This is a genomic window from Promicromonospora sp. NFX87, from assembly GCF_048564965.1.
Classification (GTDB): Bacteria; Actinomycetota; Actinomycetes; order Actinomycetales; family Cellulomonadaceae; genus Promicromonospora.
In genome coordinates, this window is sequence record NZ_CP183413.1 from 6172190 (window position 1) to 6199128 (window position 26939).

At 70.4% G+C, this 26939-nt stretch carries 25 protein-coding genes and 1 riboswitch; of the genes, 6 read left to right on the forward strand and 19 right to left on the reverse strand.

Translation table 11 applies throughout. From position 1 onward, the window contains the following. The first annotated feature begins 51 nt into the window (after positions 1-51). The gene (locus ACNYC2_RS27600; RefSeq protein ID WP_419704806.1) at positions 52-675 is read left to right on the forward strand and encodes a DNA-3-methyladenine glycosylase I; all 624 of its coding nucleotides are present in this window, start codon (positions 52-54) and stop codon (positions 673-675) included. A 3-nt stretch (positions 676-678) separates the two neighbouring features. Here ACNYC2_RS27600 and ACNYC2_RS27605 read toward each other — a convergent pair whose 3' ends face one another. Further along, positions 679-1551, reverse strand: a complete 873-nt coding sequence (locus ACNYC2_RS27605; protein WP_419704807.1) for an LLM class F420-dependent oxidoreductase — start codon at positions 1549-1551, stop codon at positions 679-681. A gap of 30 nt (positions 1552-1581) precedes the next feature. Then, positions 1582-2199, reverse strand: a complete 618-nt coding sequence (locus ACNYC2_RS27610; RefSeq protein WP_419704808.1) for a TetR family transcriptional regulator — start codon at positions 2197-2199, stop codon at positions 1582-1584. A 108-nt stretch (positions 2200-2307) separates the two neighbouring features. Between ACNYC2_RS27610 and ACNYC2_RS27615 the strand changes: the two genes are divergently transcribed. Further along, positions 2308-3588, forward strand: a complete 1281-nt coding sequence (locus ACNYC2_RS27615) for an NYN domain-containing protein (RefSeq protein ID WP_419704809.1) — start codon at positions 2308-2310, stop codon at positions 3586-3588. Here the strand turns inward: ACNYC2_RS27615 and ACNYC2_RS27620 are convergent. Genes ACNYC2_RS27620 through ACNYC2_RS27635 form a run of 4 tightly spaced genes read right to left on the reverse strand, consistent with a single transcriptional unit; the run spans position 3578 to position 7925 of the window. Continuing rightward, on the reverse strand, positions 3578-4654 hold the full coding sequence (locus ACNYC2_RS27620; protein WP_419704810.1) for an App1 family protein: 1077 nt from the start codon (positions 4652-4654) through the stop codon (positions 3578-3580). The genes ACNYC2_RS27615 and ACNYC2_RS27620 overlap by 11 nt on opposite strands. A 16-nt stretch (positions 4655-4670) precedes the next feature. Next, a complete protein-coding gene (locus tag ACNYC2_RS27625; protein ID WP_419704811.1) occupies positions 4671-5582 on the reverse strand; it encodes a carbohydrate ABC transporter permease in 912 nt (303 codons plus the stop codon). A gap of 1 nt (position 5583) precedes the next feature. Further along, on the reverse strand, positions 5584-6552 hold the full coding sequence (locus ACNYC2_RS27630) for a carbohydrate ABC transporter permease (protein WP_419704812.1): 969 nt from the start codon (positions 6550-6552) through the stop codon (positions 5584-5586). A gap of 14 nt (positions 6553-6566) precedes the next feature. After that, on the reverse strand, positions 6567-7925 hold the full coding sequence (locus ACNYC2_RS27635; RefSeq protein ID WP_419704813.1) for an extracellular solute-binding protein: 1359 nt from the start codon (positions 7923-7925) through the stop codon (positions 6567-6569). Positions 7926-8112: 187 nt separating this feature from the next. On the opposite strand from ACNYC2_RS27635, the gene ACNYC2_RS27640 reads away from it, so the two are divergent. The 3 genes from ACNYC2_RS27640 to ACNYC2_RS27650 all read left to right on the forward strand — a co-directional run bounded on the left by ACNYC2_RS27640 (position 8113) and on the right by ACNYC2_RS27650 (position 11906). After that, positions 8113-9138, forward strand: coding sequence for a LacI family DNA-binding transcriptional regulator (locus ACNYC2_RS27640; RefSeq protein WP_419707916.1), 1026 nt, complete (start codon positions 8113-8115; stop codon positions 9136-9138). A 140-nt stretch (positions 9139-9278) separates the two neighbouring features. Beyond that, entirely contained in the window at positions 9279-11162 is a 1884-nt protein-coding gene (locus ACNYC2_RS27645; protein WP_419704814.1) for a glycoside hydrolase family 2 protein, read from the forward strand. 99 nt (positions 11163-11261) lie between these two features. Next, a complete protein-coding gene (locus ACNYC2_RS27650; RefSeq protein WP_357448262.1) occupies positions 11262-11906 on the forward strand; it encodes a lysophospholipid acyltransferase family protein in 645 nt (214 codons plus the stop codon). A gap of 58 nt (positions 11907-11964) precedes the next feature. Here ACNYC2_RS27650 and ACNYC2_RS27655 read toward each other — a convergent pair whose 3' ends face one another. From ACNYC2_RS27655 to ACNYC2_RS27690, 8 genes are all read right to left on the reverse strand, one after another. Further along, positions 11965-13179: an N-acetylmuramoyl-L-alanine amidase gene (locus ACNYC2_RS27655; RefSeq protein ID WP_419704815.1), complete on the reverse strand. Its 1215-nt coding sequence runs from the start codon at positions 13177-13179 to the stop codon at positions 11965-11967. 185 nt (positions 13180-13364) lie between these two features. After that, on the reverse strand, positions 13365-13811 hold the full coding sequence (locus tag ACNYC2_RS27660; protein WP_419704816.1) for an Hsp20/alpha crystallin family protein: 447 nt from the start codon (positions 13809-13811) through the stop codon (positions 13365-13367). Between the two features lie 172 nt (positions 13812-13983). After that, positions 13984-14928 (reverse strand): methylenetetrahydrofolate reductase, encoded by a 945-nt coding sequence (locus ACNYC2_RS27665; protein ID WP_419704817.1) that lies wholly within the window; start codon positions 14926-14928, stop codon positions 13984-13986. A 217-nt stretch (positions 14929-15145) separates the two neighbouring features. Next, a complete protein-coding gene (locus tag ACNYC2_RS27670; RefSeq protein ID WP_419704818.1) occupies positions 15146-16069 on the reverse strand; it encodes a carbohydrate ABC transporter permease in 924 nt (307 codons plus the stop codon). After that, the gene (locus tag ACNYC2_RS27675; RefSeq protein WP_419704819.1) at positions 16069-16944 is read right to left on the reverse strand and encodes a carbohydrate ABC transporter permease; all 876 of its coding nucleotides are present in this window, start codon (positions 16942-16944) and stop codon (positions 16069-16071) included. The genes ACNYC2_RS27670 and ACNYC2_RS27675 overlap by 1 nt, the downstream gene beginning before the upstream one ends. Positions 16945-17018: 74 nt before the next feature. Next, on the reverse strand, positions 17019-18269 hold the full coding sequence (locus tag ACNYC2_RS27680) for an extracellular solute-binding protein (protein WP_419704820.1): 1251 nt from the start codon (positions 18267-18269) through the stop codon (positions 17019-17021). 228 nt (positions 18270-18497) lie between these two features. Beyond that, positions 18498-19301: a hypothetical protein gene (locus tag ACNYC2_RS27685; protein WP_419704821.1), complete on the reverse strand. Its 804-nt coding sequence runs from the start codon at positions 19299-19301 to the stop codon at positions 18498-18500. Between the two features lie 229 nt (positions 19302-19530). Next, complete coding sequence (locus ACNYC2_RS27690; RefSeq protein WP_377141829.1) at positions 19531-19749, reverse strand: hypothetical protein; 219 nt, start codon at positions 19747-19749, stop codon at positions 19531-19533. A 509-nt stretch (positions 19750-20258) separates the two neighbouring features. Between ACNYC2_RS27690 and ACNYC2_RS27695 the strand changes: the two genes are divergently transcribed. Then, complete coding sequence (locus tag ACNYC2_RS27695; RefSeq protein ID WP_419704822.1) at positions 20259-21080, forward strand: 2-phosphosulfolactate phosphatase; 822 nt, start codon at positions 20259-20261, stop codon at positions 21078-21080. On the opposite strand, the gene ACNYC2_RS27700 is transcribed toward ACNYC2_RS27695, so the two are convergent. The 5 genes from ACNYC2_RS27700 to gcvP all read right to left on the reverse strand — a co-directional run bounded on the left by ACNYC2_RS27700 (position 21063) and on the right by gcvP (position 26612). Beyond that, positions 21063-21506 (reverse strand): (deoxy)nucleoside triphosphate pyrophosphohydrolase, encoded by a 444-nt coding sequence (locus tag ACNYC2_RS27700; protein ID WP_419704823.1) that lies wholly within the window; start codon positions 21504-21506, stop codon positions 21063-21065. The two genes, ACNYC2_RS27695 and ACNYC2_RS27700, sit on opposite strands and share 18 nt — an antisense overlap. 84 nt (positions 21507-21590) lie before the next feature. Further along, positions 21591-21815: a helix-turn-helix transcriptional regulator gene (locus ACNYC2_RS27705; RefSeq protein WP_357448240.1), complete on the reverse strand. Its 225-nt coding sequence runs from the start codon at positions 21813-21815 to the stop codon at positions 21591-21593. 203 nt (positions 21816-22018) lie between these two features. Next, entirely contained in the window at positions 22019-22390 is a 372-nt protein-coding gene (gene gcvH / locus ACNYC2_RS27710) for a glycine cleavage system protein GcvH (RefSeq protein ID WP_357448238.1), read from the reverse strand. Between the two features lie 25 nt (positions 22391-22415). Then, positions 22416-23585 (reverse strand): glycine cleavage system aminomethyltransferase GcvT, encoded by a 1170-nt coding sequence (gene gcvT / locus ACNYC2_RS27715; RefSeq protein ID WP_419704824.1) that lies wholly within the window; start codon positions 23583-23585, stop codon positions 22416-22418. Between the two features lie 87 nt (positions 23586-23672). Further along, entirely contained in the window at positions 23673-26612 is a 2940-nt protein-coding gene (gcvP, locus tag ACNYC2_RS27720) for an aminomethyl-transferring glycine dehydrogenase (protein ID WP_419704825.1), read from the reverse strand. Between the two features lie 155 nt (positions 26613-26767). Beyond that, positions 26768-26897, reverse strand: a riboswitch (glycine riboswitch). Positions 26898-26939 lie beyond the last annotated feature (42 nt).

Consider the following 26939-nt stretch of genomic DNA (forward strand, 5'->3'; position numbering starts at 1 on the left):
GTGGAGAGCGTCGGTGGCGTACGTCAGAGTGGTGCCGTGACAAATGATCCCATGACAGACGGCACGACGACGGCACCGGCACCGAGCGCGGCCCTGCGGTGCTTCGGCGACGGCATCGCGCTCTACGAGGCCTACCACGACGAGGAGTGGGGCGTGCCCGTGCACGGCGAGTCGGCCCTGCTCGAGCGCATCGCCCTGGAGGGCTTCCAGTCGGGACTCTCCTGGATCACCGTGCTGCGCAAGCGGCCGGCGTTCCGGGAGCTCTTCGAGGGCTTCGACCCGGAGCGGGTGGCGGCGTTCGGCTCGGACGACGTCGAGCGGCTGCTCGCCGACGCCCGCATCATCCGTAACCGCATGAAGATCGAGGCCACCATCGAGAACGCCCGGGCCGTCGTCGCGCTGCACGACTCCGGCCGCACGCTCGACGAGCTGTTCTGGTCCTTCGCCCCCGAACCGGTCGACCGCCCGCGGGCGGCGACCTTCGCGGACCTCCCGGCGTGGACCCCCGGGTCGAAGGCCATGAGCAAGGCGATGAAGAAGGAGGGCTTCCGGTTCATCGGCCCCACCACCGCCTACGCGGCGATGCAGGCCTGCGGCCTGGTGGACGACCACCTCGCCACCTGTCCGGTGGTGCTCGGTCGGGCCGGCGCGACCGAGCAGAGTACTGCTACCTGAGCGTCACAGCTCGGCGCACGGCTCCACCACCGGCAGCACGGCGTCGCGGACCCACTCGGCGAGGGACGTGGCCGGCGGCCGCAGGATCACGGTGTCCACCCCGTGCTGGGCGAAGCCACGCATCTCCTCGACGAACGCCGCGGTGTCACCCGGACCGATCGGTGCACCGCGGTGCAGCATCGTGACGCGGATGTCGGCAGGGTCGCGGCCGACGTCGTCGCAATGCCGGTGCAGCACGTCCAGCAGGTGGCGGAGCCGCTCGGGCGTCTCGGCGAACAGGTTGCACGCGTCCGCGTACTGCGCGACGAGCCGGAGCGTCCGCTTCTCCCCGGAACCGCCGATCATGATCTCCGGACCCGACAGCGGCGCCGGCGAGCACAGCGTCTCGGCGAGCTGGTAGTGCTTGCCCTCGAACGGGCCGTCGTTGTCCGGGTCGTACATCTGGCGCGCGATCCGGACCGTCTCCTCGAGCATCTCGAAGCGGTCCTTGAGCGGCGGGAACGGGACCCCGAGGGCCGCGTGCTCCTTGTCGTACCAGGCAGCGCCGATGCCGAACGTGGCGCGGCCGCCCGAGACCACGTCGAGCGACGCGACGATCTTGGCCAGCAGGCCGGGGTAGCGGTACGTCACGCCGGTCACCAGTGCGCCGAGCTGCACCTTCTCGGTGACCCCCGCGAGATAGCCGAGTGTCGTGTACGCCTCCAGCATCGGGTCCGACGCCGGAAAACCCTGGTGCTCCATCTGGAAGTAGTGGTCCATCACGGAGACCCACGTGACGCCACCGTCGTCCGCGTACCGGGCGGCGTCCGCCAGCTCGGTACGCATCCGGGCAGGCTCCATCGAGTCGAAACGCATGAAGTGGGTGCCGATTCGCATGCCTCGATCCTCCTCCGCCGACGCGCGACGTCAAGCGCGGGAGCCGGTGAGCTCTCCGGCACGCCCGAGGATCCGGGCGACGAACCACGTGATCGAGTCGGCGGTCTTGCGCGGTGTCGCCGTCGGCTGCATGACGTGGCTCAGCGCGGACCGCACCACCATGTCGATGATCGCCGTGATCTGCTCCGGCTCCAGGTCGATCTCGTACCGGTCGACCCGGTCCTGCACCACGACCATCAGCGTGCCGAGCAACGGCTCCGAGTGGGTGGTGAGCAACGGCAGCAGCTCGGTGTCCGCGCCGTGCGTCGCCGAGACCACCGCGCGCAGCAACGCGTTCCCCTCGGCCAGCACCAGCGTGTTCTCCACGGCCGCGTGGATCGCTGACAGCAGGTCGTCCGGGTGGTTCTCGAAGCCCTCGACGATCGTGAAGACGAACTTCGCCGACTCCGTGAGCACCATCGCCTCGGCCAGGTTCTCGCGACTGCCGACCGCGTTGTACACGGTCTGCCTGCTCACGCCCGCCTCGCCCGCGAGACGGCCCATCGTCACCTTCGACCAGCCGTCGGCACAGGTGAGGCGCACCGCAGCGGCGATGATGCGACTCCGGCTGGAGATCGGATCCTCGAAGTCGGCGGTTACCTCGGCCATGTGGTCGATAGTAAGGAACAAGCGGCTCCAGGGCCGGGACAGCGCCGCTCGACACGGCATATTTCACCCTTTCGCTCGGTGACCTGGAAACCCCCTAGAGTGGCGAGCATGGATCTCGAAGAACGCCTTGCAGTCTTCATCGACTACGAGAACCTGGCGCTGGGCGCCAGGGAGCACCTGGGCGGGATGCAGTTCGACTTCGGCCCGATCGCCGACGCCCTCGCCGTGCGCGGCCGCGTCGTCGCGCGCCGGGCCTACGCGGACTGGTCCTACTTCGACGAGGACCGCCGCATGCTGACCCGGCACCAGGTCGAGCTGATCGAGATGACGCAGCGGATGGGCGCCTCCCGCAAGAACGCGGCCGACATCAAGATGGTCGTCGACGCCATCGAGATGGCCTTCGAGCGCGACTACATCTCGACCTTCGTGATGTGCACGGGTGACAGCGACTTCTCGCCGCTCGTCCACAAGCTGCGTGAGCTGAACAAGCGCGTCATCGGCGTCGGCGTCGAGAAGTCGACGTCGCGGCTGCTGCCCGCCGCCTGCGACGAGTTCCTCTTCTACGACCGCCTCGAGGGCGTCGAGGTGCCCGACGAGGACCAGGGTGCCCCGGCGCCGAAGCGCGGCTCCCGCTCGCGCCGGCCGGCCGCGCCGGACCGCGCAGCCGCTGCCACCGCGACCGCCCAGAAGGCCCCCACGACCTCGCGCCGCGCCAAGGCCGCCGAAGCCGTTGCCGAGGCGGTCGCCGAGGCTTCCGCACCCGACGTCTCCGCACCCGACGTCGTCGCCGAGCCCGAGGCGAAGCCCGCCACCCGTCGCCGCAAGAAGGCCGATCCTGCGCCCGCACCCGTCGAGGTCGCGCCCGAGGCCGAGGCGGAGATCGACGTGAGCGAGCACGAGGAGGAGGTCCCGGCCTCGAGCGACGCGCCCATGGAGGTGCGTGTGGCGCAGACCCTCGCCGACCTGCAGTCCTCGACGAGCGGCGCCGTGACGGCGTCCGCACTGAAGCGCACGCTGCTGCGCAAGGACCCGACATTCAGCGAGTCCGACTACGGGTTCCGCACCTTCGGCGAGTTCCTGCGGTTCCTCGCCGACCGCGGGTTCGTCGAGCTCGCGGCGGGCCCGTCGACGGGCGACCCCGAGGTCTCGCTGCCCGAGCAGGGCGACACCGACGCGGCCTTCGTGCTGCTGCGTGACGTGGTTCGGGAGTCGAGCGGCTCGGCCGCGCTGTCCGGACTGAAGAACGCCGTGCGCAAGAAGCGCCCCGACTTCTCGGAGAAGGCACTCGGTTTCCGCGGGTTCCTGCAGTTCGCGAAGGCGGCGGAAGCCGCGGGCGCCGTGTCCCTGGCCTGGGACGACGAAGCGGACGACTACCTCGTCACCGCCTGAGCCGGAGCACCCCAGGGATCGCGGCGAGCTGACGGGTCAGCTCGCCGCCGTCCCGCCCGTGGACGGTCGGCACCGGGCGCGCGTCGAGGTCGGCCGCCGCGGCGCCGCCGTCCGGGATGCTCCCGGCGAGGACGTGCTGTCCGCCCGTGAGCTGCCGGATCGCGACTGCGAGCACCTGGTCGGGACGGCGGTCCACGGCCTTCGCGTAGATCTGCGGGTCGTGCTGACCGTCGTCGCCGATGAGCAGCCACCGCACGTGCGGGAACCACGACATCAGGTGCTCGAGGCTCGCCTCCTTGTGGGCCGGTCCGCTGCGGAACCATCCGGTGAGGGTCGGCCCCCAGTCGGTCAGGAGCAGTGGCCCGCGCGGGTAGGAGTGCCGCGAGAGGAAGGCACGCAGCGTGTTCGCGGTGTTCCACGCGCCGGTCGACAGGTAGAAGAAGCCGGCGTCCGGGTGCGCCTGCTGCAGGGTCCGGTACAGCTCGGGCATGCCGGGTACGGCTCGCCGTCCGCTGGAGTGCCGCACGAACGTGTTCCACGCCGCGAGCAGCGGCCGCGGCACCGCGGTCACCATCGTCGTGTCGTCCATGTCGCTGATGACGCCGAACTGGGTCCGTTCGTCGAGCACCCGGATCAACGCCTCGGCCTCCCACGGGTCGGCCTCGTCGAGCACCGTCAGGATCGCGGAGTGCCACCCGGCCGACAGCGGGGCGTCGGTGGGCAGCTCGACGTCGATGTAGCCCGCGCGGTCGCTCGTCACGACGGAGATGTGGTCACCGACCTGGAGCCGCACGCGGCAGTGCGGCACCGGCACCGTGAGGAAGTGGCGGAACCCGCGTCGCCCGGCGCGGAGCGCCTCGAGGTCCGGGGCGGCAGGACGCGGCCGGGAGAGCAGCACGCGCGCGAGCACCCGTACCTGGTCCGGTGTGCCGTAGCCGCTGTAGGTCTCGAGGCGGGGGTGCCAGCCGGCGCGACGAAGCACCCACCCCGCCGCGGCGTAGAAGTGGTCCTCCACCACCGCGGCGAGGTGCGGGCGCTGTGAGGGGTGCGGGGTCGGAGTGGCCACACCCGATTGTCCCCTGTTACTGCCCACCCATGCCCGTGGTCGCGACACCCTGCACGATGCGGCGCTGGAAGAGCATGAACACGATGAGCAGCGGCAACGCCGCGATCATCGCGGAGGCCATGTTCTGCGCGTACTGCACGCCGTACGCGTCCTTCACCGTGGACAGGCCCACGGGCAGGGTCATGAACTGCGGGTCGGTGGTGATGATGAACGGCCACAGGAAGTTGTTCCACGCCCCGATGAACACGAAGATCGCCACCGCCACGAGGATCGACCGCGAGAGCGGCAGCACGATGGTCCAGAACAGCCGCCACGACCCAGCGCCGTCGATCCGGGCGGCGTCGAGCAGCTCCTGCGGGATCGCGTCGAAGAACCGCTTGAGGATGAACACCATCACGGGGGCGACCACCTGCGGGAGCACGATGCCGGCGACCGTGTCCACGAGCCCCAGGACCTGCATCTCCCGGAACAGCGGCACGATGAGGATCTGGCCGGGCATCATGATCGCCGCGAGGGTGAGCCACTGCATGAGCGCCCGGCCCTTGAAGAGGGTCTGCGAGAACGCGAAGGCCGCCATCGCGGAGATGAGCACGGTCAGCGCCGTGACCAGAACGGCGACCACCAGGCTGTTCCACATCCACAGCAGCAGGTCGCTGTTGCCGAGCACCTTCTGGTAGGCGTCGAACGTCCAGCCCATGGTGGGCAGCAGCGACGCGGGGAGCGCTGCCTCGGCCTCGTGCTTGAAGCTGGTGACCGCGCCCCAGACGATGGGCACGAGCCAGGCCCCGGCGAGCACGACGAGCGCTGCGAGCGCCCCGGCGCGAGCCCAGGGCGACGGGCCGATGGTCAGCCTGGTGAGCGCCTGGTTCTCGGCCCGCTCCTGCAGTGCCTTCGTCCGGCGGACGGCGGTGATGTCGGCGACGGCCATCTCAGGCCTCCTTCCGGGCCGGCAGCAGCCGCACCAGCGTGAATACAAGGATCAGGGCGAAGAACACGTAGGAGATCGCGGAGGCGTAGCCGAGCCGGTAGTTGGTGAAGCCGGTGTCGTAGATGTACTCCAGGATCGGCCGCGTGCTGCCGTTGGGCCCGCCCGCGGTGAGCATGTAGATCTGGTCGAACACCTTGAGCGAGGCGAGGAGCTGCAGCACGACGATGACGCCCGTGATCGTGCGGAGCTGGGGCAGCGTGATGGAGAAGAGCCGCCGCCAGCCGCCTGCGCCGTCGATGGTCGCGGCCTCGTACTGCTGGGCCGGGATGCCCTGCAGCGCTGCCAGGTAGAGCAGGAAGTTGAAGCCGACGGTCCACCACACGGTGACCCCGGCGATGGAGAACATCGCGACGTTCTCGTCGGTGAGCCAGCCGACGGGGCCCAGGCCCAGGCCGGTGATCCAGGTGTCGAGCAGGCCGATGTCGGGCTGGAACATCCAGTTGCTCAGGTGCCAGACCACGGCGCTGGTCAGCAGGTACGGCGCGAAGAACGACATGCGCCACACCCACTGGCCGGGCAGGCCGGTGTGCACGAGCAGCGCCATGACGAGGGCCACGAGCACCAGGGGCACGGTGCTGAGGATCGTGAACCACACGGTGTGCCACAGCGTCTGCCAGACCTGGGGGTCGCTGAACGCCTCCAGATAGTTGGCGAAGCCGATGAACTCGCTGCCGGCCCCGGTGAGGCTCTGGTTCGTGAAGCTCATCCACAGGCCGTAGAGCGTCGGCACCACGAGAAAGAGGCCGGTGGCGACGGCGAACGGCGCGACGAACAGGTACCCGGACCTGTCCCGCTCGCGCATGGACTTGCGGGGTGCCCCGGCGCTCGTGCCGGAGCGTCCGGCCGGGGTCGCTCGGTCAGGTACGGCCGGCCCCGCGGGCGCGGTGACGCCGGTATTCGAGACAGTCATCGTCGTCCTCTCGTTCAGGCGGGGTTGGGCAGGGCGAGGAACCGGTCCATCTCGCTCAGCATCCGGGTCACGGCCGTGCGGCCGGGAGCCTTGCCCGCGAGGGTGTCCGTCATCGCGTCGGCCATGCGGTTCTGGAAGTCGCTGCCGCCGCCGGTGAACCAGGCGTCGGGATCGAAGACGGCGATCTCCGCGGCGGGTGCGTAGTCGCGCTGCGGTGTGAGCTCCTGGTACGCGGGCTCCTCGACGATGGGCTGGTAGGCGGGGATGTGTCCCGCCGAGGCCCAGGTCAGACCCTCCTTGAGGAGGCCGGCGAGGACGCGGTAGGTCGCCTCGCGTCCGGCAGGGTCGGGCTGTCCCTGACGGGGCAGCACGAACGCGTGGGAGTCGGCGTAGTTGGCCGGTGTGTCGAAGATCGCCGGGAACTGCGTGGCTCCGACGTCGGGCAGCGCGTCGCGGAACATCGGCAGGTCCCACTCGCCGGCGAACATCATGCCCGTGCGCTGCGACATGAAGCGGGCGGCCGCGGCGTTGCCGTCCTGGTTCTTCGCGGCGACCGTGCCGTCGACCATCTCCTGCAGGAACTCGAAGACTTCCGCGGCGGCCTCCTCGTCGAGCGACGCGGGGCGGCCCGGCGTGAGCTCGTACTCGCCGCCGTTCTGCGAGTAGAGGCCCCAGAACATGCGCCAGCATCCGGCAGGGTCACGCTGGTAGCCCCAGCCGACGCCGGTCTCGCCCGTGACCTCGGCCATCGCACGGCCGGCCGCGAGGAAGGCGTCCGCGCCGGTGACGGCGTCCAGGTCGAGCTTGCCGTCCGCTCGCGCGAGGCCCGCGTCCTTGACGATCGTCGGGTTGTGGAACGTGATGTACGGGTGCGTGTCCAGCGGCAGCGCGTAGAGCTGGCCGTCGAACTGGGCCTTCTGCCAGACGGCGGGGGCGAAGTGCTCCTCGCGCACCCCGAGCTGGGCGAGCGCGTCCAGGTCGAACGGCTCCAGGAGCCCGCCCGGTGCGTACCCGGCCAGCCGGGACATGTGCATGACGGCGGCCTCCGGCGGCCGCCCACCGGACGACGCCATCGCCAGCTTGGTGTAGTACGGCGGCCCCCAGGCCAGCGTCGTCGACTCGACGGCGATGTCCGGGTTCGCCGACGCGACCGCGCCCACCATCTCCTGCATGAGCGCGCCGTCACCACCCGAGAACAGGTCCCAGATCATGACCGGCGTCCGGCCCGCGCCGACGGCGCCTGGTGCGGCGCAGCCCGCGAGCGCACCGCCCAGCGCGACTCCACCGGCGCCGATCAGGGCCGCGCGGAGCAGGTCACGGCGGCTCAGGCCGCCGGAGCTCTCGGCACGGCTGCGGGTTCTTGACGCGATCACAGAGTTTTCCCGCCCTGGGGCGCTTTCCTGCCCTGGTGCGCCACGTCCTCGTAGCACGGTCATCGTCGACCTCCAATGGTGCAACGTTGCGATCCAACGTTGGATCACGATGGACTAGGCCGAGCGTCCCGTCAAGGGGCACGGGTGAGCAACGGGTGTGGAAGGAAGTGATGGGTTGTCGGAGCAAGTGGGGCGCCGGGTCGGTATCAAGGAGGTCGCAGCCGCTGCGGGTGTCTCCTGGAAAACAGTCTCCAACGTTGTGAACGACACGGGACGCGTCGGTGACGCGACCCGGGCGCGGGTGGAGGCCGTGATCGCCGAGCTGGGCTACCGGCCCAACCTCGCCGGACGCCAGCTGCGGCGGGGCCGCACCAACACGCTCGCGCTCGCCGTGCCGTGGGTGCACGCGCCGTACTTCTCGGTGCTCGCCCACGAGGTGATCGAGGTCGGCAGCTCCCGTGGGTACCGGGTGCTCATCGAGGAGACGAGGTCCTCGCGCGACACCGAGCTCGAGGTGGCACGCGGCTTCGACGTCCAGGCGATCGACGGCATCATCTTCTCGCCGCTGGAGCTGCCCCCCGCCGAGATCGACGAGGTGCGCGGTTCCGTACCCCTCGTGCTCCTGGGTGAGCGAGCCGACCCGGACCCCGCCCGCGCACGCCGGACGGACCACGTCAGCATCGACAACGTGGACGCCGCGGCCCAGGTCACCGCACACCTGCTGGACTCGGGACGGCGCAGGCTCGGGTTCCTCGGCGCCGAGCCGCCCGGCGCCGGCCGCACCGGCGCGCAGCGCGTCCAGGGCTTCCTCGACGCCCACGCGACCGCCGGCATCGAGGTCGACGAGCGCTGGGTGCTCCAGTGCCCTCAGTTCTCGAGGCCGGCGGGTGCTGAGACCATCGAGCAGGTGCTGCCCCGGATCGGCCAGATCGACGGGCTGGTGTGCGCCAACGACGAGCTGGCCCTGGGCGCGCTCTACGCGCTGCGGCGTAACGGGGTGCGGGTCCCTGACGATCTCGCCGTGACGGGCTGGGACAACACCGAGGACGGCCGGTACTCGAACCCGTCGCTGACGACCGTGGCACCGGACCTGCGCGCGATCGCCGAGACCGCCGTGGACCGGATCCTCGCGCAGCTCGAGAACGCCGCCGTCGAGCCGGTCGACGCGCTGGTGCCGCACCGGCTGCTGGTCCGGGAGAGTAGTCGCGGCTGAGCCCCCAGCGGCTCTCGCACGGCCCGAGCCCGGGCCGTGCGAGCGTCCGGCGAGGGCCGCATGGCTGATACAACGTTGCATTCCGCTCGGATGCGGTGTTGAATCACCGCGCACCTGTCGTAGACGCAACGGAGCAGCTGATGACCTTCCTCGACCGCTTCTCGCCCGCCGGCGAACCGACGGCCACCGCCGTACCGCGCCCCGAGTATCCCCGCCCGCAGATGGCCCGCGACCGCTGGCTCAACCTCAACGGCACCTGGCAGTTCGAGGTCGACGCGGGCGACTCCGGCCTGGAGCGCGGCCTCGTCGAACGCCCGCTCCAGGGCGAGATCGTCGTGCCGTTCGCACCCGAGTCGCAGCTCTCCGGCATCGAGAACACCGACTTCCTCGAGGCGGTCTGGTACCGCCGCGAGGTCACCGTGCCCGCGGAGTGGGCAGCGGTGGGCGACGACCCGCACGTGCTGCTGCACTTCGGCGCCGTCGACCACGACACCACCGTGTGGGTCGAGGGCACCGAGGTGGTGCGGCACCGCGGCGGGTTCACCCCGTTCACGGCCGACCTCCACGGGATCGCCGCCCCCGGGGACACGGTCACCGTCGTCGTGCGGGCCCGCGACACGCGCCACGGGCCGCAGGCCCGGGGCAAGCAGAGCAACCGCTACGCGAACTTCGAGTGCAACTACACCCGCACCACGGGCATCTGGCAGACGGTGTGGCTGGAGCCGGTCCCAGCCGCGCACCTGCGCCGGCCGCGCATCACGCCCGACCTGGCCAGCACGGCGTTCGACGTCGTGGTGCCGCTGTCGGCGAACCGCCGCGGCCACACCGTCACCGTCACCGTGACGGACGCCGACGGCGAGGTCGCGACCGCCACCGCGCGCGCCGACCTCGACCTGGCGCCCGCGCTGCGCGTCGTCGTCCCCGCGGACCGCGTGCGCACCTGGGGGCCGGGCGACCCGCACCTGTACGGGATCGACGTCGACCTGCGCGACGCGGACGGCGCCGTCGTCGACTCCGTGCGCTCCTACGGCGGCCTGCGCTCCGTCTCCATCGACGGGCAGGCCGTGCGGATCAACGGCGAGGCGGTGTTCCAGCGGCTCGTGCTCGACCAGGGCTACTGGCCCGAGTCGCTCATGACCGCGCCGTCGGACGCGGCGCTCGAGCGCGACATCGTGCTCGGCCTCGAGGCCGGCTTCAACGGCGCGCGGCTGCACCAGAAGGTCTTCGAGGAGCGGTACCTGTTCCACGCCGACCGGCTCGGCTACCTCGTGTGGGGCGAGTTCGGCGACTGGGGCGTCAGCGGCTACGGCACCCCCGCCGACGGCCAGCGGCCGACGACGTCGTTCGTCGCCGAGTGGATGGAGGCGCTGCAGCGCGACCACTCCCACCCGTCGATCATCGGCTGGTGCCCGCTCAACGAGACGCACCAGGACCTGCACGACCGCATGACGCAGCTCGACGACGTCACCCGGGCGATGTGGCTCGCCACCAAGGTGGCCGACCCGTCGCGGCCCGTGCTGGACGCCAGCGGCTACTCGCACCGTGTCCTCGAGACCGATGTCTGGGACTCGCACCTGTACGAGCAGGAGCCGGAGAAGTTCACGGAGCTCGTGGGCGGGCTCGCCGACGGGCAGCCCTACGAGAACACGCGTGACGACGGCACCAAGATGTCGGTGCCGTACCGGGGGCAGCCGTACTTCGTCAGCGAGTACGGCGGCATCTGGTGGAACCCGGACGTGGCCGCCACGGCGTCCGGCAACTCTCCGGACTCGTGGGGCTACGGCCAACGCGTGGCCGACGAGGAGGAGTTCCACGCCCGGTTCCGCGGGCTCACGGAGGCGCTGCTCGGCGACCCGCGCATGTTCGCCTACTGCTACACGCAGCTCACCGACGTGTTCCAGGAGGAGAACGGGATCTACCGGTTCGACCGCAGCGAAAAGCTCGACGTGGCCCGTGTGCGGGAGGTCCAGCTACGGACCGCTGCCGTGGAGGCGGCGGAGAACGCGGAGGTGACAGTCAGCTAGAGATGAGGGCGGGAGACGGGGTTCTTGTGGGTCTCTTTAGTCTTTTTCACCACATAACACCCAGTCCACAGGTTCGCTTGAGGGGTGCACAATAGGCCGGTGACGTACCGGTTCCTCAAGCTCATCCTCTCGCTCCTCGTGCTAGTGCTTCTGCGCCCGCGCGTCACTGGCCTGCAGAACATCCCGAAGCGCGGCGCCGTGATCCTGGCGAGCAACCACCTGTCGTTCATCGACTCGCTGCTCATCCCGATCATGGCGCCGCGCCACGTCGCGTTCCTGGCCAAGGCCGAGTACTGGACCGGCAAGGGGATCAAGGGGCGCTTCTCCCGCTGGTTCTTCACCAAGATGGGCGACATCCCGGTGCAGCGGGACGACCCGCGCGCCGGCCAGCGCTCCCTCGAGGACGCGCTCGCCGTGCTGCAGCGCGGAGGTGCGTTCGGCATCTACCCCGAGGGCACGCGCTCGCGCGACGGCAAGCTGCACAAGGGGCACACCGGCGTCGCCTGGCTGGCCCTGACCGGCAAGGCGCCCGTCGTGCCCGTGGCCCTGCTCGGGACGGACAAGGTGAAGCCCATCGGCAAGATGCCGCGGTTCGCCCGGGTGGAGCTGCACTTCGGCGTGCCGATCGACCCGTCCCGCCAGATCGCGGCGGGCACCAAGCCCGCCCAGGCCCGCCGCGAGCTGACGGAGCAGGTCATGCAGTCCATCCAGGCGATGAGCGGCCAGGAGCGCGCGGACGACTGACCCGCCCGACCTGTCAGACACACAGGTCACTCGGGCGACCTGTGTGTCTGACACCGGGTCAGAGGCGCGTGATGCGGACGGCGTCCGCGACCACGTACGCCGTGCCCTGCGTCCAGCGGCTGACGGCCACGACCTGACGGGTGCCCGCTGTCATCGCGTAGGTGCCGAGCGAGAGCCAGGCGCCGCCACCCGTGGACTGGTCCACCCGGACGGTCGACGAGCCGGTCCCCGTGTAGACGATGAACGGCGTGGACGTGTTGTAGCCCTCGATGCCCGGGAACCAGGCCTCCACACGGTACGAACCGTCGGACGGGATCGTCGCCGAGAACGTCGCCAGGTCGCTCACCTCGGCAGGCGTCGCGTAGCGGTAGCTCGCGCCGTAGCGCTCGGCCGAGAAGGACGACGTCAGCCACGACCCGCCCGCCGCGAACCCCGCCGACGTGTTGTCGACGACGACCGACCAGCTGGAGCCCGCCAGGGCAGCCGCCACCTCCGACCGGAGCTGCGGCAGCATCGAGTACAGGACGTCGCCCGGGCAGGCCGTCGCGGTGTAGTCCCGGTGCCCGTAGATCTGCGTCGGCGCGATCCCGTACTGGTCGCAGATGTAGGCGCACAGCTCGACCAGGCGGCTCCACAGCTGCGCCGGCGGCGTGGCGCTCGTGTACGTGCCCTGGTTCTCGATGCCGATGGCCTGGCTGTTCTGCCCGGGGGCGTGCGCGCCCACCACCGTTCCGCTGCCGCTCTGGAGCCGGGCGAGCGAACCGTGCCGGCCCTCCATCACGTACCCGCCGCGGCTCACCGTGAGGTGCTGGCCGGTGTCGACCCAGCCGTTGTCGAAGTGCCACTGCTGGATGTCGCGGGCGATCTGGTAGCCGGCGGCCTGCGAGTAGTCGGTGACGTTCGCCGATGCCGTGTGGTGGATCAGGATCTTATTCGGGTTGGTCGAGACCGTCTCGATGGTGCCCCGGGCGGCAGCCGCGCCCCAGGTGCTACAGCCCGCGATGACCGGCGCGGCGACCTCCACGCCCGCTAGAGCCCCGCGGGGAGCGTCGGCCGGCGCCTCCGGGTCGGGCGCCAGGGACTGCCAGGCGTCGGACGCCCGCGGCGCCGGGACCCCAGCAGGAGCAGCACTCGCGGGTGCCGCCATGGTCGCGCCCGCGGCACCGATGCCGAGGACGACGGCGCCGCGCAGCAGATCGCGCCGGTCGAGCGAGCCACGGCTGTCGTGGTTGTCGTGGCTGTGGTCGGTGGAGCTGGGGACGTGTTCGTGCACGGGTGCCTCCACGGGTCGGTCGCACTGGTACGGGCCGAATTCCTCCGTAGTATCGGCCACCGCACATCCCCCCGACACATCACATCAGGGCCATACCCCGCACGCGATGCCTCCCGGTCCCCGGCCTCCCAGACGTGTCAGACGCCCAGGCCACCGGAGTGACCTGGGCGTCTGACAGGTGAGGTTTAGGACTCGATCGTCTGCGACGCGCCCTGGCCGATCGACGTCGCGCTGCCGGTGTGCGACACCTCGACCTTGCGCGGCTTCGCGTCCTCGCTGACCGGGATCGTCAGCGACAGCACGCCGTCGGCGTACGAGGCCGAGATGCTGTCGAGGGCGAGCCCGCGGCCCACCGTCAGCTGCCGTGCGAACGTCCCCGCGGGCCGCTCGCGGACCAGCCACTGGGCTTCGCCGTCGGACCGCTGCGTGCGCTCGGCGCGGATCGTGAGCGTCCGGTCCTCCACCGACACGTCGATGGTGCCGGGGTCGACGCCGGGCAGGTCCATCGACAGGACGTAGTGGTCACCCGTGCGGAACAGGTCCATCGGCATGCCACCGGACTGCCGCGCGTTGCCGGCGAACGTGCTGAACAACCGGTCCATCTCCTGGAACGGGTCCCAGTAGGTAGCCATCGCGCATCACCTCCTACAACGGTGCGGCCCTGGCCCCTCCAGGGCCGCAGCGATCGACGACGGGGCTGGCCGCCGTCCGGCTACACGTCAATTCTGGCACTCTCACTCTGAGAGTGCCAAGCCCCGGAACGCCCCCGATCGCTCCCGGCGAACATGCCCGGAGCGGCCTCCGTCAGGCCGCCGCGCGGCCGATCAGCCCCACGCGTTCGAGCAGGTCCAGAGCCGGCCGGTGCTTGTTGAACGTGTAGACGTGCACGCCGGGGGCACCGGCGTCGAGCACGTCGCGCGCGAGCGTCGTGGAGTACTGGAGGCCGCGCTCGTGCTGGGCCTCGGGGTCGACGGCGCCGTCGGGTCCCGTGAGCCGGTCCAGCTCCCGCAGGAGGCCGGCCGGCGCGGCCACACCCGTGAGCTCCTCGACGCGGCGCAGACGACGGGCCTCCGTGGCGGGCAGGATCCCGGCGAGGATCGGGATGGTCACCCCCGCCGAGCGAGCCGACTCGACGAACCCGGTATAGGACTCGACCTGGTAGAAGAACTGGGTGATCGCGAAGCTCGCGCCGGCCTCCTGCTTCTCCAGGAGCCGCCGCACCTCCTGCTCGCGGGTGGTGCCGGCCCCGGGATTTCCGTCCGGGAACGTCGCGACGGCGATGGTGAGCGGGCGGGCGGCGGACCGCAGGGCGGTGCTGGCGTCCGCCGCACAACGACGTTCGTCCACCTGCCGCAGCAGCCGGACCAGGTCGATGCTGGAACGCACGTCGTCGTCCGCGGGGCGCCAGTCCGGCTCGTCACGCGGCGGGTCCCCCCGCAGGGCGAGGAACGACCGCACCCCGGCGTCGAGGAACTCGTCGATCACCTCGGACACGTCCTCCCGGGACGCGCCGACGCAGGTCAGGTGGGCCACCGGCAGCACGGGCGTGCCCCTGAGCAGCGTGGCGAGCACCTCGCGCGACGTCGCCCGGTCGCCGCCCGCGGCGCCGTACGTGACGGACACGAAGTCCGGGCGGGCCGCCACGAGGCGCTGCGCCGTCTCCCAGAAGTTCGGTGCGGCGTCGGGCCGACGTGGTGGCATGAGCTCGAACGACACCGTGGGGCGGTGCGGGTGTACCTCGGCGACCATGGCTGCTCCATCGAACCTGGCGTGAGCACCTTACGTCCTCACGCCACGGCCTCGAGGCAGGAAGTCGGCAGGTTGCTGCGGTGTCAGGGAGCCAGGACTCTCGACCGCTCTGGATGGGTTCGCCACCATGCTAAGCGAATGTCCACCACTGGGACAGAATTCGTCCGACGGTCGAGACGACCTGGCTCACCGACCGTGCGGCGCCGAAGACGCTCGCCTACTTCACCGAGCCGGCCACCAGGCCGCCCACGAGCCGCTTCTCGATGGCCATGAACAGGATGACCACGGGCACGATCGCCACGATGGACACCCCGAACACGTAGTGCCACGACGTCTCGTACTGGCCCACGAACTTCGTCAGCGCCACGGACAGCGGCTGGTTGCCGGCCGTCGACAGCAGCACGAGCGACGCCGCGAACTCGTTCCAGGACGCGACGAACGTGAACACCACGGCCGTCACGATCCCGGGCCACACCAGAGGCAGGTTGATCTTCGTCAGGACGGTGAACGTGCCGGCGCCGTCGATCTGCGCGGCCTCGTCGACCTCCTTCGGGATGCTCGCGAAGAAGCTGTGCATGATCCAGACCGCGAACGACAGGTTGAACGCCGCGTTGACCAGGATCATCGCGGCCCACGTGTCCAGGATCCCGAGGGCGATGAACTGGCGGAACAGGCCCGACGTCAGCACAGCGGGCTGCACCATCTGGGTCACGATCACGAGGAACAGGAACACGAGCCGGCCGGGGAACCGGAACCGCGCCGTGTAGTAGGCGGCGGGCAGCGCCACGGCGAGCACGAGCAGCGTCGCGCACAGCGAGATCACCAGGGTGGAGATCAGGTTCTGCAGCAGCGGCGTCTCGGGCGTCGCCCACATCGTGACGTAGTTCTCCCAGTGCCACTCCGTGGGGAAGTAGGTGGGATCGACCGACCTGATCTCGGCCTTGGTCTTCACCGAGCCGAAGAACATGATCAGGTACGGCAGCATGAACACCACCAGCACCACGAGGCCTGCGAACATGCGCAGCAGCAGGGACCCGATCGGTACCTGGTCCGCTGTGTACTTCCGTACGCGCTTCCGGTTGTCCGACGGCGGCGGGGTCGCCTTGCGCGGCGCGGTCGCCGAGGCGGTGGTCACGGTCATCAGACCTCCTCGAGGGGGCGGACGACCCGCACGTAGATGGCGACGATCCCGATGACGACCAGGAACGCGATGACGGACAGCGCGCTGGCCAGGTCGATCTGCCGCTGGTTCTGCATGTACTTGAAGATCATGGTCATCACGGTGTCGGCGTCGTAGCCGGGGATGGACCCCGTCATGACGCGCAGGATCGGCAGCGAGTTGAACACGTTGATGATGTTGATCAGCACCGCCACCGACACCGCACCCCGCAGCTGCGGGAGCACCACGCTGAAGTAGGTCCGCAGGCCGCTGGCACCGTCGAGGCGCGCGGCCTCGACGGTCTCGCCGGGCACCGTCTGCAGGCCGGCCAGGATCGTGTAGGTGGTGAACGGCAGCGACACGAACACGGCGACCACGATGGCCCACGCGAACGCGGTCTCGGGGTGCCGGGTCCAGCCGTAGCCCTCGGGGGTGTCGATCAGGCCGATGTCCACGAGGAACGAGTTGATGATGCCGAAGTACGGCTCCAGGCCGTAGTGCACCACCAGCGTGGTCATGACCACGCTGGCGGCCCACGGCACGATCACGGCCATGCGCACCAGGCGACGCCCGGGGAAGGCCTTGTTCAGCAGCGCCGCGAGGGCGAGCGACCCGAGCAGGGTGAGGCCCACGACGACGACCACCCAGATCACCGTCCGCCCGAGGATCGGCCAGAAGTACTGGAAGCCGACCACCGTCGCGAAGTTCGCGAGGCCTACGCCCCCGTCGTCCACGCCGCTCTGACTGATGTCGCGGGTCGAGTTCCAGAACATCAGGCCTACCGGGAACAGGACCACGGCCGCAATGAGTGCGACCGCGGGCCCGATCCATGGCAGGGCCTTCAAAAGGTCCTTCACCAGGGTTCCTCGTGCTTTCGTTCAGCGTCGAGTGTCGTCGACGCGTGCTTGCTCGGAGCGGTCAGCGCCAGGCGTCAGCCGGCGTCGACCTGTTCCTGGATCTCGGCGAGCACGTCCTCGGCGGACTTGTCGCTGTCGAGCTGACCGAAGAGGGCCTTGAACGCGGAGTCCGCCGCCGACCAGTCCGGGTTGGTGCTGGGGTAGAACTGCGCGTCCGGCAGCACCTCGAGGAACGGGGCGAGCGCCTCGTCGTCGGCCAGCTGCTCGGAGCCCGAGAGGGTGGTGGGCAGGAAGCCCTCGCCCTGGACCCACGGGACGTACACGTCGGCGGTGTAGAGGTAGTCGAAGAAGGCCGTGATGGCCTCCTGCTTGTCACCGTCGTTCTGGAACGCCATGAGGTGGTCGGCCACACCGAGCGTGAACGGGCTGCCGTCCTCGGTGGGGATGGGGTGGATCGAGTACTCGAGGTCCGGGTTGTCCGACTCGATCTGGCCCACGCTCGGCGGCAGACCGATCTGCATGCCGATCTTGCCCTGGACGAAGATGTCGAACAGCGGGCTGCGGTCGGTCGCACCGGCGTCGGCCTGGGTGGCGCCCTCGTCGATCATCTTCTTGATGAACTCGGCGCCCGCCACGTTCTCCGGGGTGTCGATCGTGATGGCCTCGGAGTCACCGAAGGTGCCGCCGCCGCCCCAGAGCCACACGGCCGCCTCGGCCTGCGCCTCCTCGGAACCGAGCGGCATGCCGTAGCCGGCCACGCCGCCGCCGAGCTCGGAGACCTTCGTGGCGGAGTCGAGCAGCTCGTCCCACGTGGCGGGGACCTCGGCGCCCGCCTCCTCGAGGAGCGCGTCGTTGACGAACAGCGCACGGGCCGAGGCGATCCAGGGCAGGCCGTACGTGGTGTCGCCCACCGCGGCGTTCTCCAGGAACGTGGGCTGGAAGTCGGCGTAGGTCTCGTCAGAGGTGACGTCCTCGACCGGGTAGAGCAGCTCGTCCGCGGCGAAGCCGGCGAAGGGACCGCCGTTGTAGATGTCCGGCGCCTCGCCACCCTGGATCTTGGTGGCGATCACGGACTCGAGGTTGTCCCACGACTCGACCTGCAGGTTCACGTCGATGTCCGGGTTGGTCTCCTCGAACCCGGCGATCACGTCCTCCCACAGGCCCTGGGACGCGTCGGAGTAGCTGGGGACCAGCAGGTCGAGGGTGGTCGCACCGCCGTCCGCGCTGTCGTCCGACCCGGACCCGCCGAACCCGCAGGCCGTCAGGCCGGTCGTCGTGGCGAGCGTGATCACGAGGATCCCGCCGAGCCTCCTGTACTGCGCCATTGCTACTCCTTGGGCTTGTCCTGCTCGTTCGTGGTGCAGGTCACGTTTTCACTTGCCCCGTAATCTGTCAAGGGTTCTAACAAACCTGTGACATAGGGGTAACAGCGTGTCCCGAGGCGGCCCGCGAGGCCAGTGGAGACGCCAAAAAGAGGGCCGCAGCACATGGCTGCGACCCTCTTTCGGCACGTCCGGGGCCCGACGGTGGAGTCGGCCGGAGGCCTCGTGCGGTCAGCAGCCGCACCCTCCGCCGTTGCTGCCCTGCTCGATCGCGCCGTACCGCCTGACGGTCTGGTCGCTCCCCGCGTACCGGAGCTCCCACGCCCCCTCGCGGGCCGACACGTCAGTGGAGATGGTGCCGTCGGGGCCCACGGTGAGCGTGCGCACGAACACGGGCTTCTCCTCCCATTCGAGGGAGCCGTCCGGGTCGTGGTAGAGCCGCACCGTCGTGTTCCGCACCGGACTCCACGAGGGGGCGCCGTCGCTGCTGATGCGCAGCCACGTGAACTGGGCAGTGATCCGGGACGGCCGTCCGTCGGTCGCCGTGGGATGCGTGATCTCGCCCTGGAAGCGCACGTCACGCCGGAGCGAGATCTTCTTGGCCTGGTCGACGTCGACGTGGTGCAGGACCAGCCGTCCGTCGGGCCGCTTGACCGCCGCCGTGTACTCGATGCCCACGTGATGGAACCCGGGCCTGATGCGCTCGGGGAGCGGGACCTCCACGGACGCGTCGCCGTCGGCGTCCAGGGTGACCGGGAACCGGCGCACCTGGGTCTCGCCGACGCCCTGGAGCGTGACCACACCGTCGAACGCACGGAGCTGGCCACCGGTCCAGCGCAGGTCGAGCCTGTACCTGAATTCCACGGGCTCGATCCGGGTGCTGGTCGCCATGATCGTCTGGCCGTTCGCGTCCATGCGGGTCGTGATCACTGTGTCGTCACGCTCGCTGGCGTCCACGAGCGGGAGCGCCGCCTGCGCCGCCGGAGCGGCGACGAGGCCGGTGGCGAGCAGCCCGGCAGCGGTAGCCAAGGCCACCAGGCCCCGGCGAAGGATGGAAGTACGGGACGTGCTGTGCGGAGTCGTCATCACGGTTCCTGTCCGATCGATGGCGCCCTGTCCCGGCGAGCACGTCGCTCGCCGTCAGGGCTCACCACTGAGGACGGGCGGCAGCACCGAAACGATGACGGCGAGGCACGCAGACGCACGAGAGCGCCTGCCCGGGCCACGGGCAGGCGCTCTTCGGTTCCGTCGCTCGCGGCGTGCGCTACCGCTCGGTGGCGCCGATCATCGGCAGGCCGAACGACAGCCCGACGGCGAGGATGCCGGCGACGAACAGGTACGGCGCCGACGCGCCCTGGTCGGCCCCGCCGATGGCGATCAGCGCGAACCCGCCGAGGAAGAGCGCGAAGCACAGGATCGCGCGTACCAGCAGGGTCGCCGTGGGCTCCTGCTTCTGCCTACGGGCCACTTCGAAATCACTCATGAGCCAAATCTACCGCCCTGTCGGCTCGTGCCGACGGTCGGCGCCAGGCCGGGCGTGATGCGCTGCTCGTGGCGACGCGCGACGACGCGTGTCGCCGGTGTCGTCGAGAGCCGGACGGGTGACATCTGCCGGGATCTCGACGGGCTTCCTGGAGGAGGACGGACCGCTCACGAAGGGCGCCGGAGCCGTCAGCACGGCACCGCTGCGCGGTACGCCCTCAGGTCCTGGCGACGGCGCGGCAACGGCGCCGGCTGCTGGAGGCGACACCAAGCCTGCCGTGATTGCGCAGGTCAGTGCGTTGGTCAAGGTTCCGTGCAACATCATCGGGAACGCTGCGGAGGGACTCGTCGCATGCTCGGCGCTTCTGGAGGGCTCGGGGGGAGCGACCAACGGCAGAGTTGCGCGGCGAGGTGCTGACCGGACGGCCGGAGTGTGAAAAATGCCCGGATCGCAATGGTGTTCGCTCAGCGCGAAACATGGGCGAGTTCAGGTGACACTACGATGCGTTCGTGGCAAACACGTCCCCCGCCTTCGACCAGCGTCCTGCCCGTGTGCGCACGGACTGGGGCATCTCTGGTGCACTCGCCCTCACCGCCACGGACGCGCGCGCGTCGCTCGTGGTCGTCGTGGACGTGCTCTCCTTCTCCACCACCGTCACCGTCGCCTGCGAACAGGGCGCCGGGGTGTACCCCTTCCCGTACCACGATCCCGCGGGCGCGGCCCGGCTCGCACGCACCATGCGCGCCGCCCTCGCCGGACCGCGGTGGGAGGACGGCATCAGCATCTCCCCCGCGTCGCTGCAGGACCTCGACGCCGAACGCCTGGTGCTCCCTTCGCCCAGCGCGGCGCAGATCTGCCACACCATCGCCAACCGGGGTGCCCTCATCGTCGCCGGCAGCCTGCGCAACGCGAAGGCGGTGGCCGGCCTCGCGGCCGCGCACCTCGACGCGTCGGAGAAGCACGACGTCGTGCTGGTCCCCGTGGGCGAACGGTGGCCCGACGACACGCTGCGCCCCGCGCTCGAGGACTACCTGGCCGTCGGCGCCGTCGCGACGCGGCTCACGACGATGCTGCCCAAGGTCAGCATCTCGCCCGAGACCGCGGCGACCATCACCCTCTGGAAGGGCACCAAGGACACCATGGACACGGTGGGCGGGACCGCGAGCGGTCGCGAGCTGCTCGACTCCGGGTTCGCCGACGACGTCACGATCGCCACGGAGGTCGACGCCACCGATGTGGTGCCGGTGCTGATGGACGGCGCGTTCGTACCCCTCGGGCACCGGGTGGCGGCGGCTCGTAACCGCAGGAACGTCTCAGCCGGCGCGCACTGACCCGTCCGGCCCGAGGTGCTCGTGCAGGGCCGTGACGATCTGGACGTCCCCGTCCAGCCACGGGACGTCGTCCAGCTCGGCCGCCGTCAGCCAGCGCAGCTCGTCGTGGTCCTCGAGCGGTTCGGGCGCGCCGTCCTGCAGCTGCGCGAACCAGACCCGCATGCGGTGCTTGCTGGTGATCGGCCACACACCGCCGTCCGGCCCCGGAAGCTCGGCGCCGACGGCCACCGTCACGCCGAGCTCCTCGTCGAGCTCACGGTGCAGCGCGGCGAGATGGTCCTCGCCCGGCTCCAGCTTGCCGCCCGGGAACTCCCAGCGGCCGGCGAGCGCCGCCGGAGCAGAGCGGCGGGCGGCGAGCAGCCGGGTGGGTCGGTTCAGGTCGTCCACGATCGCGGCGGCGACAACGTTGATGAGGGGCTCCTGCATGCGGAGCAGTCTCCCACCCGGGGGCGGACAAAGAACGACGACGGCGCCTCTGGGGAGTGGCGCCGTCGTCGGGTGTGCTGTGTGTCAGTCAGCGAGCTGGAACTCGTTCGCCTTGGCAATCGCCTCCGCACGCGAGGACACGCCGAGCTTGCGGTAGACGCTACGCACCTGCGTCTTCACCGTGTTACGGGTGACGTACAGGCGTCGAGCGATCTGCTCGAGGGTGGCGTCCTCGGTGAGGTTCGCCAGGATTACCCGCTCACGACGGGTGAGGCTGGGCACACGGTGGTCAAGGGTCATTACGCTCATGATCGGTTTCCTCCACACAGCGGCCGGTTCTGGGGTTCCGGCCTACGGTTGCTGCTATGGGGTTAAGTGCCCCGCATGGAGTTCATGACGCAGTTCTGACGCGAGTTTTCGACTGTTACCGTTCCGATACCCAAGCCGCCCCCCAGATGCACACAAGGGTGACCTGAGGGGCGGTTCGACGGCGGCCTCTCGGGCCGCGGAACTCAGCTTCCGGTGTGCGCGGCGTACTCCGCGGCGGTGAGCAGCTCGCCCGCTCCGGTCACCTCGACCTTGAAGAGCCAGCCCTTGCCGTACGGGTCCTTGTTCACGATCTCGGGGTTCTCCACGGCCTCGGTGTTGACCTCGGTGATGGTTCCGCTGACCGGCGAGTACAGCTCGGACACGGACTTCGTGGACTCGATCTCGCCCACCACCGCGCCGGCCTCGACGGTGGCTCCCACCTCGGGCAGCTCCAGGTAGACGACGTCACCGAGCGCGTCGGCCGCGACGTCGGTCACGCCGATGACGGCGGGGGTGGAACCGTCGAGCCACTCGTGCTCGGTGGTGTACTTCAGGTTCTCGGGGAAGTCGGCCATGACAGCTCCTTGCGGGATGGGGGTTTCAGTTCTGAGGACGACGGTAGAACGGCATGGGCACGACCACGAACGGTTCGGCCCGCCCGCGGACGTCGACGGCGAGCTCCGTGCCCTCCGCGGAGACCTCCGGCGTCACGTACGCCATCGCGACCGGGTAGCCGAGCGTGGGTGACGGCGCCCCGGAGGTGACCTTGCCGACCACCGTTCCGGGCGTGGTGCCCTCGGCCCTCAGCACGACGTCGTAGTCGGCGCGTGCCGGGCGCTTGCCCTCACCGCGCAGCCCGACGAGCACGCGGGCCGGCGCCGATTCCTTGCGCGCGGCCAGGGCGTCGCGGCCAACGAAGGGGAGCGGCGAGCCGTCGTCGGACACCTTGTCGAGGCGCACCACGCGACCCATCCCTGCCTCGAAGGGCGTGGTGGTGGTGTCGAGCTCGTGGCCGTAGAGCGGCATGCCGGCCTCGAGACGCAGCGAGTCGCGCGCCGACAGGCCCGCCGGGACGAGGCCCAGCGGCTCGCCTGCCGCGAGCAGCGCGCGCCAGAGCGCGACGGCCTGGTCCGCCGGGACCCAGATCTCGAACCCGTCCTCACCCGTGTACCCGGTGCGGCCCACGAGCACGGGCACGCCCTCGAACCGCATCCGCATGCAGGCGTAGTACTTGAGGACGGCGAACGCGGTGCCGCCGGAGATCTCGGCGTCCTCCGCGAGGCCCGCCGTCGCGAGCATGATCTCGGCGGCCCGCGGGCCCTGTACGGCGATCAGTGCCTGGCCTGCCTGGACATCCTTGAGCGCCACGTCGAAGCCGGTGGTGCGCTCCTGCAGCTTCTCGAGGACGAGCTCCGCGTTGGAGGCGTTCGCGATGACCGAGTACTCGCCGGGAGCGACGTGGTAGACGATCAGGTCGTCGAGCACGCTGCCGTCGTCGGCGCAGATCATCGAGTAGCGCGCACCCATCTCGCGGACCTTCGAGATGTACCCGACGAGCGCATGGTCGAGGAAGGCGGCGGCGTCCGGACCGGTCACGTTGATGTTGCCCATGTGCGACAGGTCGAACAGGCCGGCGGCCTCGCGCACGGCGCGGTGCTCGGCCAGGTCGGACGTGTACCGCAGCGGCATGAGCCAGCCGCCGAACGGCGTCATCGAGGCTCCGAGCGCCACGTGCTCGAGGTGGAGCGGGGTGGTCTTGTCCTCACCCATGGATCAATCCTCTCGTCGGCGAGTTGTCAGACGTACAGGTCACCCGGGTGACCTGTACGTCTGACACGTGCGGGGTCGTCTGACAGCTCACTCGGCGAACGCCTCGACCGGCGGGCACGAGCAGACCAGGTTGCGGTCACCCTTGGCGCCGTCGATGCGGCGCACCGGCGGCCAGTACTTGCCGGCGCGCAGGCTCGCCACGGGGAACGCCGCGAGCTCGCGCGAGTACTGCTTGTCCCACGCGTCGGTCATGAGCGACGCCGCGGTGTGCGGCGCCCCGCGCAGCGGCGAGTCCTCGGCGCTCCAGCGGCCGGCCGCCACGTCGTCGATCTCGCCGCGGATGGCGATCATCGCGGCGATGAAGCGGTCCAGCTCCGCCAGGTCCTCCGACTCGGTCGGCTCCACCATCAGCGTGCCGGGCACGGGGAACGCCAGCGTGGGTGCGTGGAAGCCGTAGTCCATGAGCCGCTTCGAGACGTCCTCGGCGGTCACGCCGGTCTCGGCGGTGATCTTGCGCAGGTCGAGGATGCACTCGTGCGCCACCAGCCCGTTCGGGCCCGTGTACAGCACGGGGAAGTACGGGTTCAGGCGGCTCGCCACGTAGTTGGCGGTGAGGACGGCGGCCTTGGTCGCCTCGGTCAGCCCGTCCGGTCCCATCAGGGCCACGTAGGCGTACGAGATCGGGAGGATGCCCGCGGAGCCGTACCGCGTCGAGGCCACAGGGATGCCCGTCTCGCTGGTCGAGCTCGTCGAGACCCCCGGCGTCGGGTCCCCCGGAAGGAACGGCACCAGGTGCTCCGCGACCGCCACCGGGCCGACGCCCGGACCGCCACCGCCGTGCGGGATGCAGAACGTCTTGTGCAGGTTCAGGTGCGAGACGTCGCCGCCGAACTCGCCCGGCCGGGCGAGCCCCACCAGCGCGTTGAGGTTGGCGCCGTCGATGTACACCTGGCCGCCGGCGTCGTGCACCAGGTCGCAGACCTCGCGCACGTGCTCCTCGTACACGCCGTGCGTGGACGGGTACGTGATCATGATGCCCGCCACCTGGGGGCCGTGCTGGTCCAGCTTGGCGCGCAGGTCGTCGAGCAGGATCTCGCCGTCGTCCGCCGTCGACACCACCACTACCCGCAGGCCCGCGAGCGCCGCCGAGGCGGCGTTCGTGCCGTGGGCCGACGCCGGGATCAGCACGATGTCGCGCCCCTCCTCGCCGCGCGACGCGTGGTAGCCCTTGATCGCGAGCAGGCCCGCGAACTCGCCCTGGCTGCCCGCGTTGGGCTGGAGGGAGACGGCCGCGTAACCGGTGATCTCGGCGAGCTGCTGCTCCAGCGCGTGGACGAGCTCCTCGTAGCCCTGCGTCTGGTCGACGGGTGCGTACGGGTGGATGTCCGCGAAGCCGGGCCAGGAGATGGCCTCCATCTCGGCGGTGGCGTTGAGCTTCATGGTGCAGGAGCCCAGCGGGATCATCGTGCGGTCGAGCGCGAGGTCCTTGTCGGAGAGCTTGCGCAGGTAGCGGAGCATGCTCGTCTCGGAGCGGTGCTGCTGGAAGATCGGGTGCTGCAGGAACTCGGTCGTCCGGGTCACCTCCGCGGGGAGGTCCGAGCCGGTCCCGGTGGTGGAGCCTGTCGAGACCCCACCCAGCAGCTGCACCACGGCGGCGACGTCCTGAGCGGTCGTCGTCTCGTCCGTGGTGATCTGGAGGTGGTTCTCGTCCGGGACGAAGAGGTTGTAGCCCGCCTCGGCTGCTGCGCGCGCGAGCTCCTGGGCCTTGCCCGGGACGACGGCGCGGACCGTGTCGAAGAAGGTGTCGTGCTCGATCTCGACGCCCGCTGACCGCAGGGCTCCCGCCAGGCTGGCCGCGTGCTGGTGGACGCGGGTCGCTATCGCCTTCAGGCCGTCCGGGCCGTGGTAGACCGCGTACATGCTGGCCACGATGGCCAGCAGGGCCTGGGCCGTGCAGATGTTGCTCGTGGCCTTCTCGCGGCGGATGTGCTGCTCGCGGGTGGCCAGGGCGAGACGGTAGCCGGGGGCGCCGTCGACGTCGATCGAGACGCCCACGAGGCGGCCGGGGAGCTGGCGCTCCAGACCCTTCTTGACCGCCATGTAGGCGGCGTGCGGGCCACCGTAGAAGAGCGGGACGCCGAAGCGCTGCGCAGAGCCCACCGAGATGTCGGCGCCGAGCTCACCCGGGCTGACCAGCAGCGTGAGGGCGAGCAGGTCGGTCGCGACGGTCACGAGCGCGCCGGCCGCCTTGGCCTCGGCGATCACGCCGCGCGCGTCGAGCACGCGGCCCGACGCACCCGACTGCTGGACCACGAGGCCCACCATCTGGCCGGCGGGCAGCTCTGCCGGAAGTCCTGCGTGCAGGCCACCGGTGAGGTCGGCCACCACTACCGGGAGACCGATCGCCTCGGCACGACCGCGCGCCACCGCGAGCGACTGGCCGAACAGGTCGGCGTCCAGGACGACGTACCCCTCCTTGGCCCGCGACGCGCGCCACATCAGGGCGACGGCCTCGGCGACGGCGCTCGCCTCGTCGAGCAGGGAGGCGTTCGCGATCTCGAGCCCGGTGAGGTCCTCGACCGCGGTCTGGAAGTTGAGGAGCGCCTCGAGCCGGCCCTGGCTGATCTCCGGCTGGTACGGCGTGTAGGCCGTGTACCAGGCGGGCGACTCGAGCACGTTGCGGCGGATGACGGCGGGCGTGTGCGTTCCGTAGAAGCCCTGGCCGATCATCTGGGTCTTCACCTGGTTCTTGCCGGCGAGCTCACGCAGGTGGGCGAGCACCTCGGGCTCCGTGCGGGCGGCCGGCAGGTTCAGCGGTACCTGGCTGCGGATCGCCTTGGGCACGGCCCGGTCGACGAGGGTGTCCATGGTGTCGATGCCCAGCTGGTCCAGCATGGTGCTGACCTCGCGGCCGCGGGGGCCGAGATGCCGGTCGGCAAAGACGTCGGGGTTGTAAGGCGTGCTCACGGCGGGCTCCTGGCTGTCCGAGGGCGTGGGGACGACTGCGGTCCCTCCCCGCTCTGTCATCCGACACCCTGCCCACCTGGGCGCGCGTCTACCTGAGAGTTTTGCCGGTCCGTCGTGCTCCGCCCGGAATCCGGGAGGAGGGCGGGACGCGCCGGCTTGCACCGTCGGTGGAGCCCCTCTGCCCGACGGCGGAGCGGCTCGCTTTCCAGAGTTGCCTCACCGTGGCGGTACGGGGGCCTGAGAGATTCCCGGGGAGGAAATTGCTCCTTCGGCGCCGGTTCTCCGGAGGCGTCTCTGCCCGACGGCGGAGACGCCCGCCCGGCCGGACTCTCCCGTCACGGTTCTGGCGGCACGGTCCTGGTGATCGAGCTTGTCGAGGCCCGGGAC

What these genes read in the sequence shown, in the direction of transcription:
- ACNYC2_RS27625 (WP_419704811.1), bottom strand. Translation starts at nt 5,582, where the DNA reads ATGGCCGTCGCCGACATCACCGCCGTCCGCCGGACGAAGGCACTGCAG.
- ACNYC2_RS27690 (WP_377141829.1), bottom strand. Translation starts at nt 19,749, where the DNA reads ATGAGTGATTTCGAAGTGGCCCGTAGGCAGAAGCAGGAGCCCACGGCG.
- gcvP (WP_419704825.1), bottom strand. Translation starts at nt 26,612, where the DNA reads ATGACAGAGCGGGGAGGGACCGCAGTCGTCCCCACGCCCTCGGACAGC.
- ACNYC2_RS27700 (WP_419704823.1), bottom strand. Translation starts at nt 21,506, where the DNA reads ATGCAGGAGCCCCTCATCAACGTTGTCGCCGCCGCGATCGTGGACGAC.
- ACNYC2_RS27610 (WP_419704808.1), bottom strand. Translation starts at nt 2,199, where the DNA reads ATGGCCGAGGTAACCGCCGACTTCGAGGATCCGATCTCCAGCCGGAGT.
- ACNYC2_RS27630 (WP_419704812.1), bottom strand. Translation starts at nt 6,552, where the DNA reads ATGACTGTCTCGAATACCGGCGTCACCGCGCCCGCGGGGCCGGCCGTA.
- ACNYC2_RS27680 (WP_419704820.1), bottom strand. Translation starts at nt 18,269, where the DNA reads ATGGCGCAGTACAGGAGGCTCGGCGGGATCCTCGTGATCACGCTCGCC.
- ACNYC2_RS27660 (WP_419704816.1), bottom strand. Translation starts at nt 13,811, where the DNA reads ATGGCTACCTACTGGGACCCGTTCCAGGAGATGGACCGGTTGTTCAGC.
- ACNYC2_RS27615 (WP_419704809.1), top strand. Translation starts at nt 2,308, where the DNA reads ATGGATCTCGAAGAACGCCTTGCAGTCTTCATCGACTACGAGAACCTG.
- gcvT (WP_419704824.1), bottom strand. Translation starts at nt 23,585, where the DNA reads ATGGGTGAGGACAAGACCACCCCGCTCCACCTCGAGCACGTGGCGCTC.
- ACNYC2_RS27665 (WP_419704817.1), bottom strand. Translation starts at nt 14,928, where the DNA reads ATGGTCGCCGAGGTACACCCGCACCGCCCCACGGTGTCGTTCGAGCTC.
- ACNYC2_RS27705 (WP_357448240.1), bottom strand. Translation starts at nt 21,815, where the DNA reads ATGAGCGTAATGACCCTTGACCACCGTGTGCCCAGCCTCACCCGTCGT.
- ACNYC2_RS27600 (WP_419704806.1), top strand. Translation starts at nt 52, where the DNA reads ATGACAGACGGCACGACGACGGCACCGGCACCGAGCGCGGCCCTGCGG.
- gcvH (WP_357448238.1), bottom strand. Translation starts at nt 22,390, where the DNA reads ATGGCCGACTTCCCCGAGAACCTGAAGTACACCACCGAGCACGAGTGG.
- ACNYC2_RS27645 (WP_419704814.1), top strand. Translation starts at nt 9,279, where the DNA reads ATGACCTTCCTCGACCGCTTCTCGCCCGCCGGCGAACCGACGGCCACC.
- ACNYC2_RS27605 (WP_419704807.1), bottom strand. Translation starts at nt 1,551, where the DNA reads ATGCGAATCGGCACCCACTTCATGCGTTTCGACTCGATGGAGCCTGCC.
- ACNYC2_RS27670 (WP_419704818.1), bottom strand. Translation starts at nt 16,069, where the DNA reads ATGACCGTGACCACCGCCTCGGCGACCGCGCCGCGCAAGGCGACCCCG.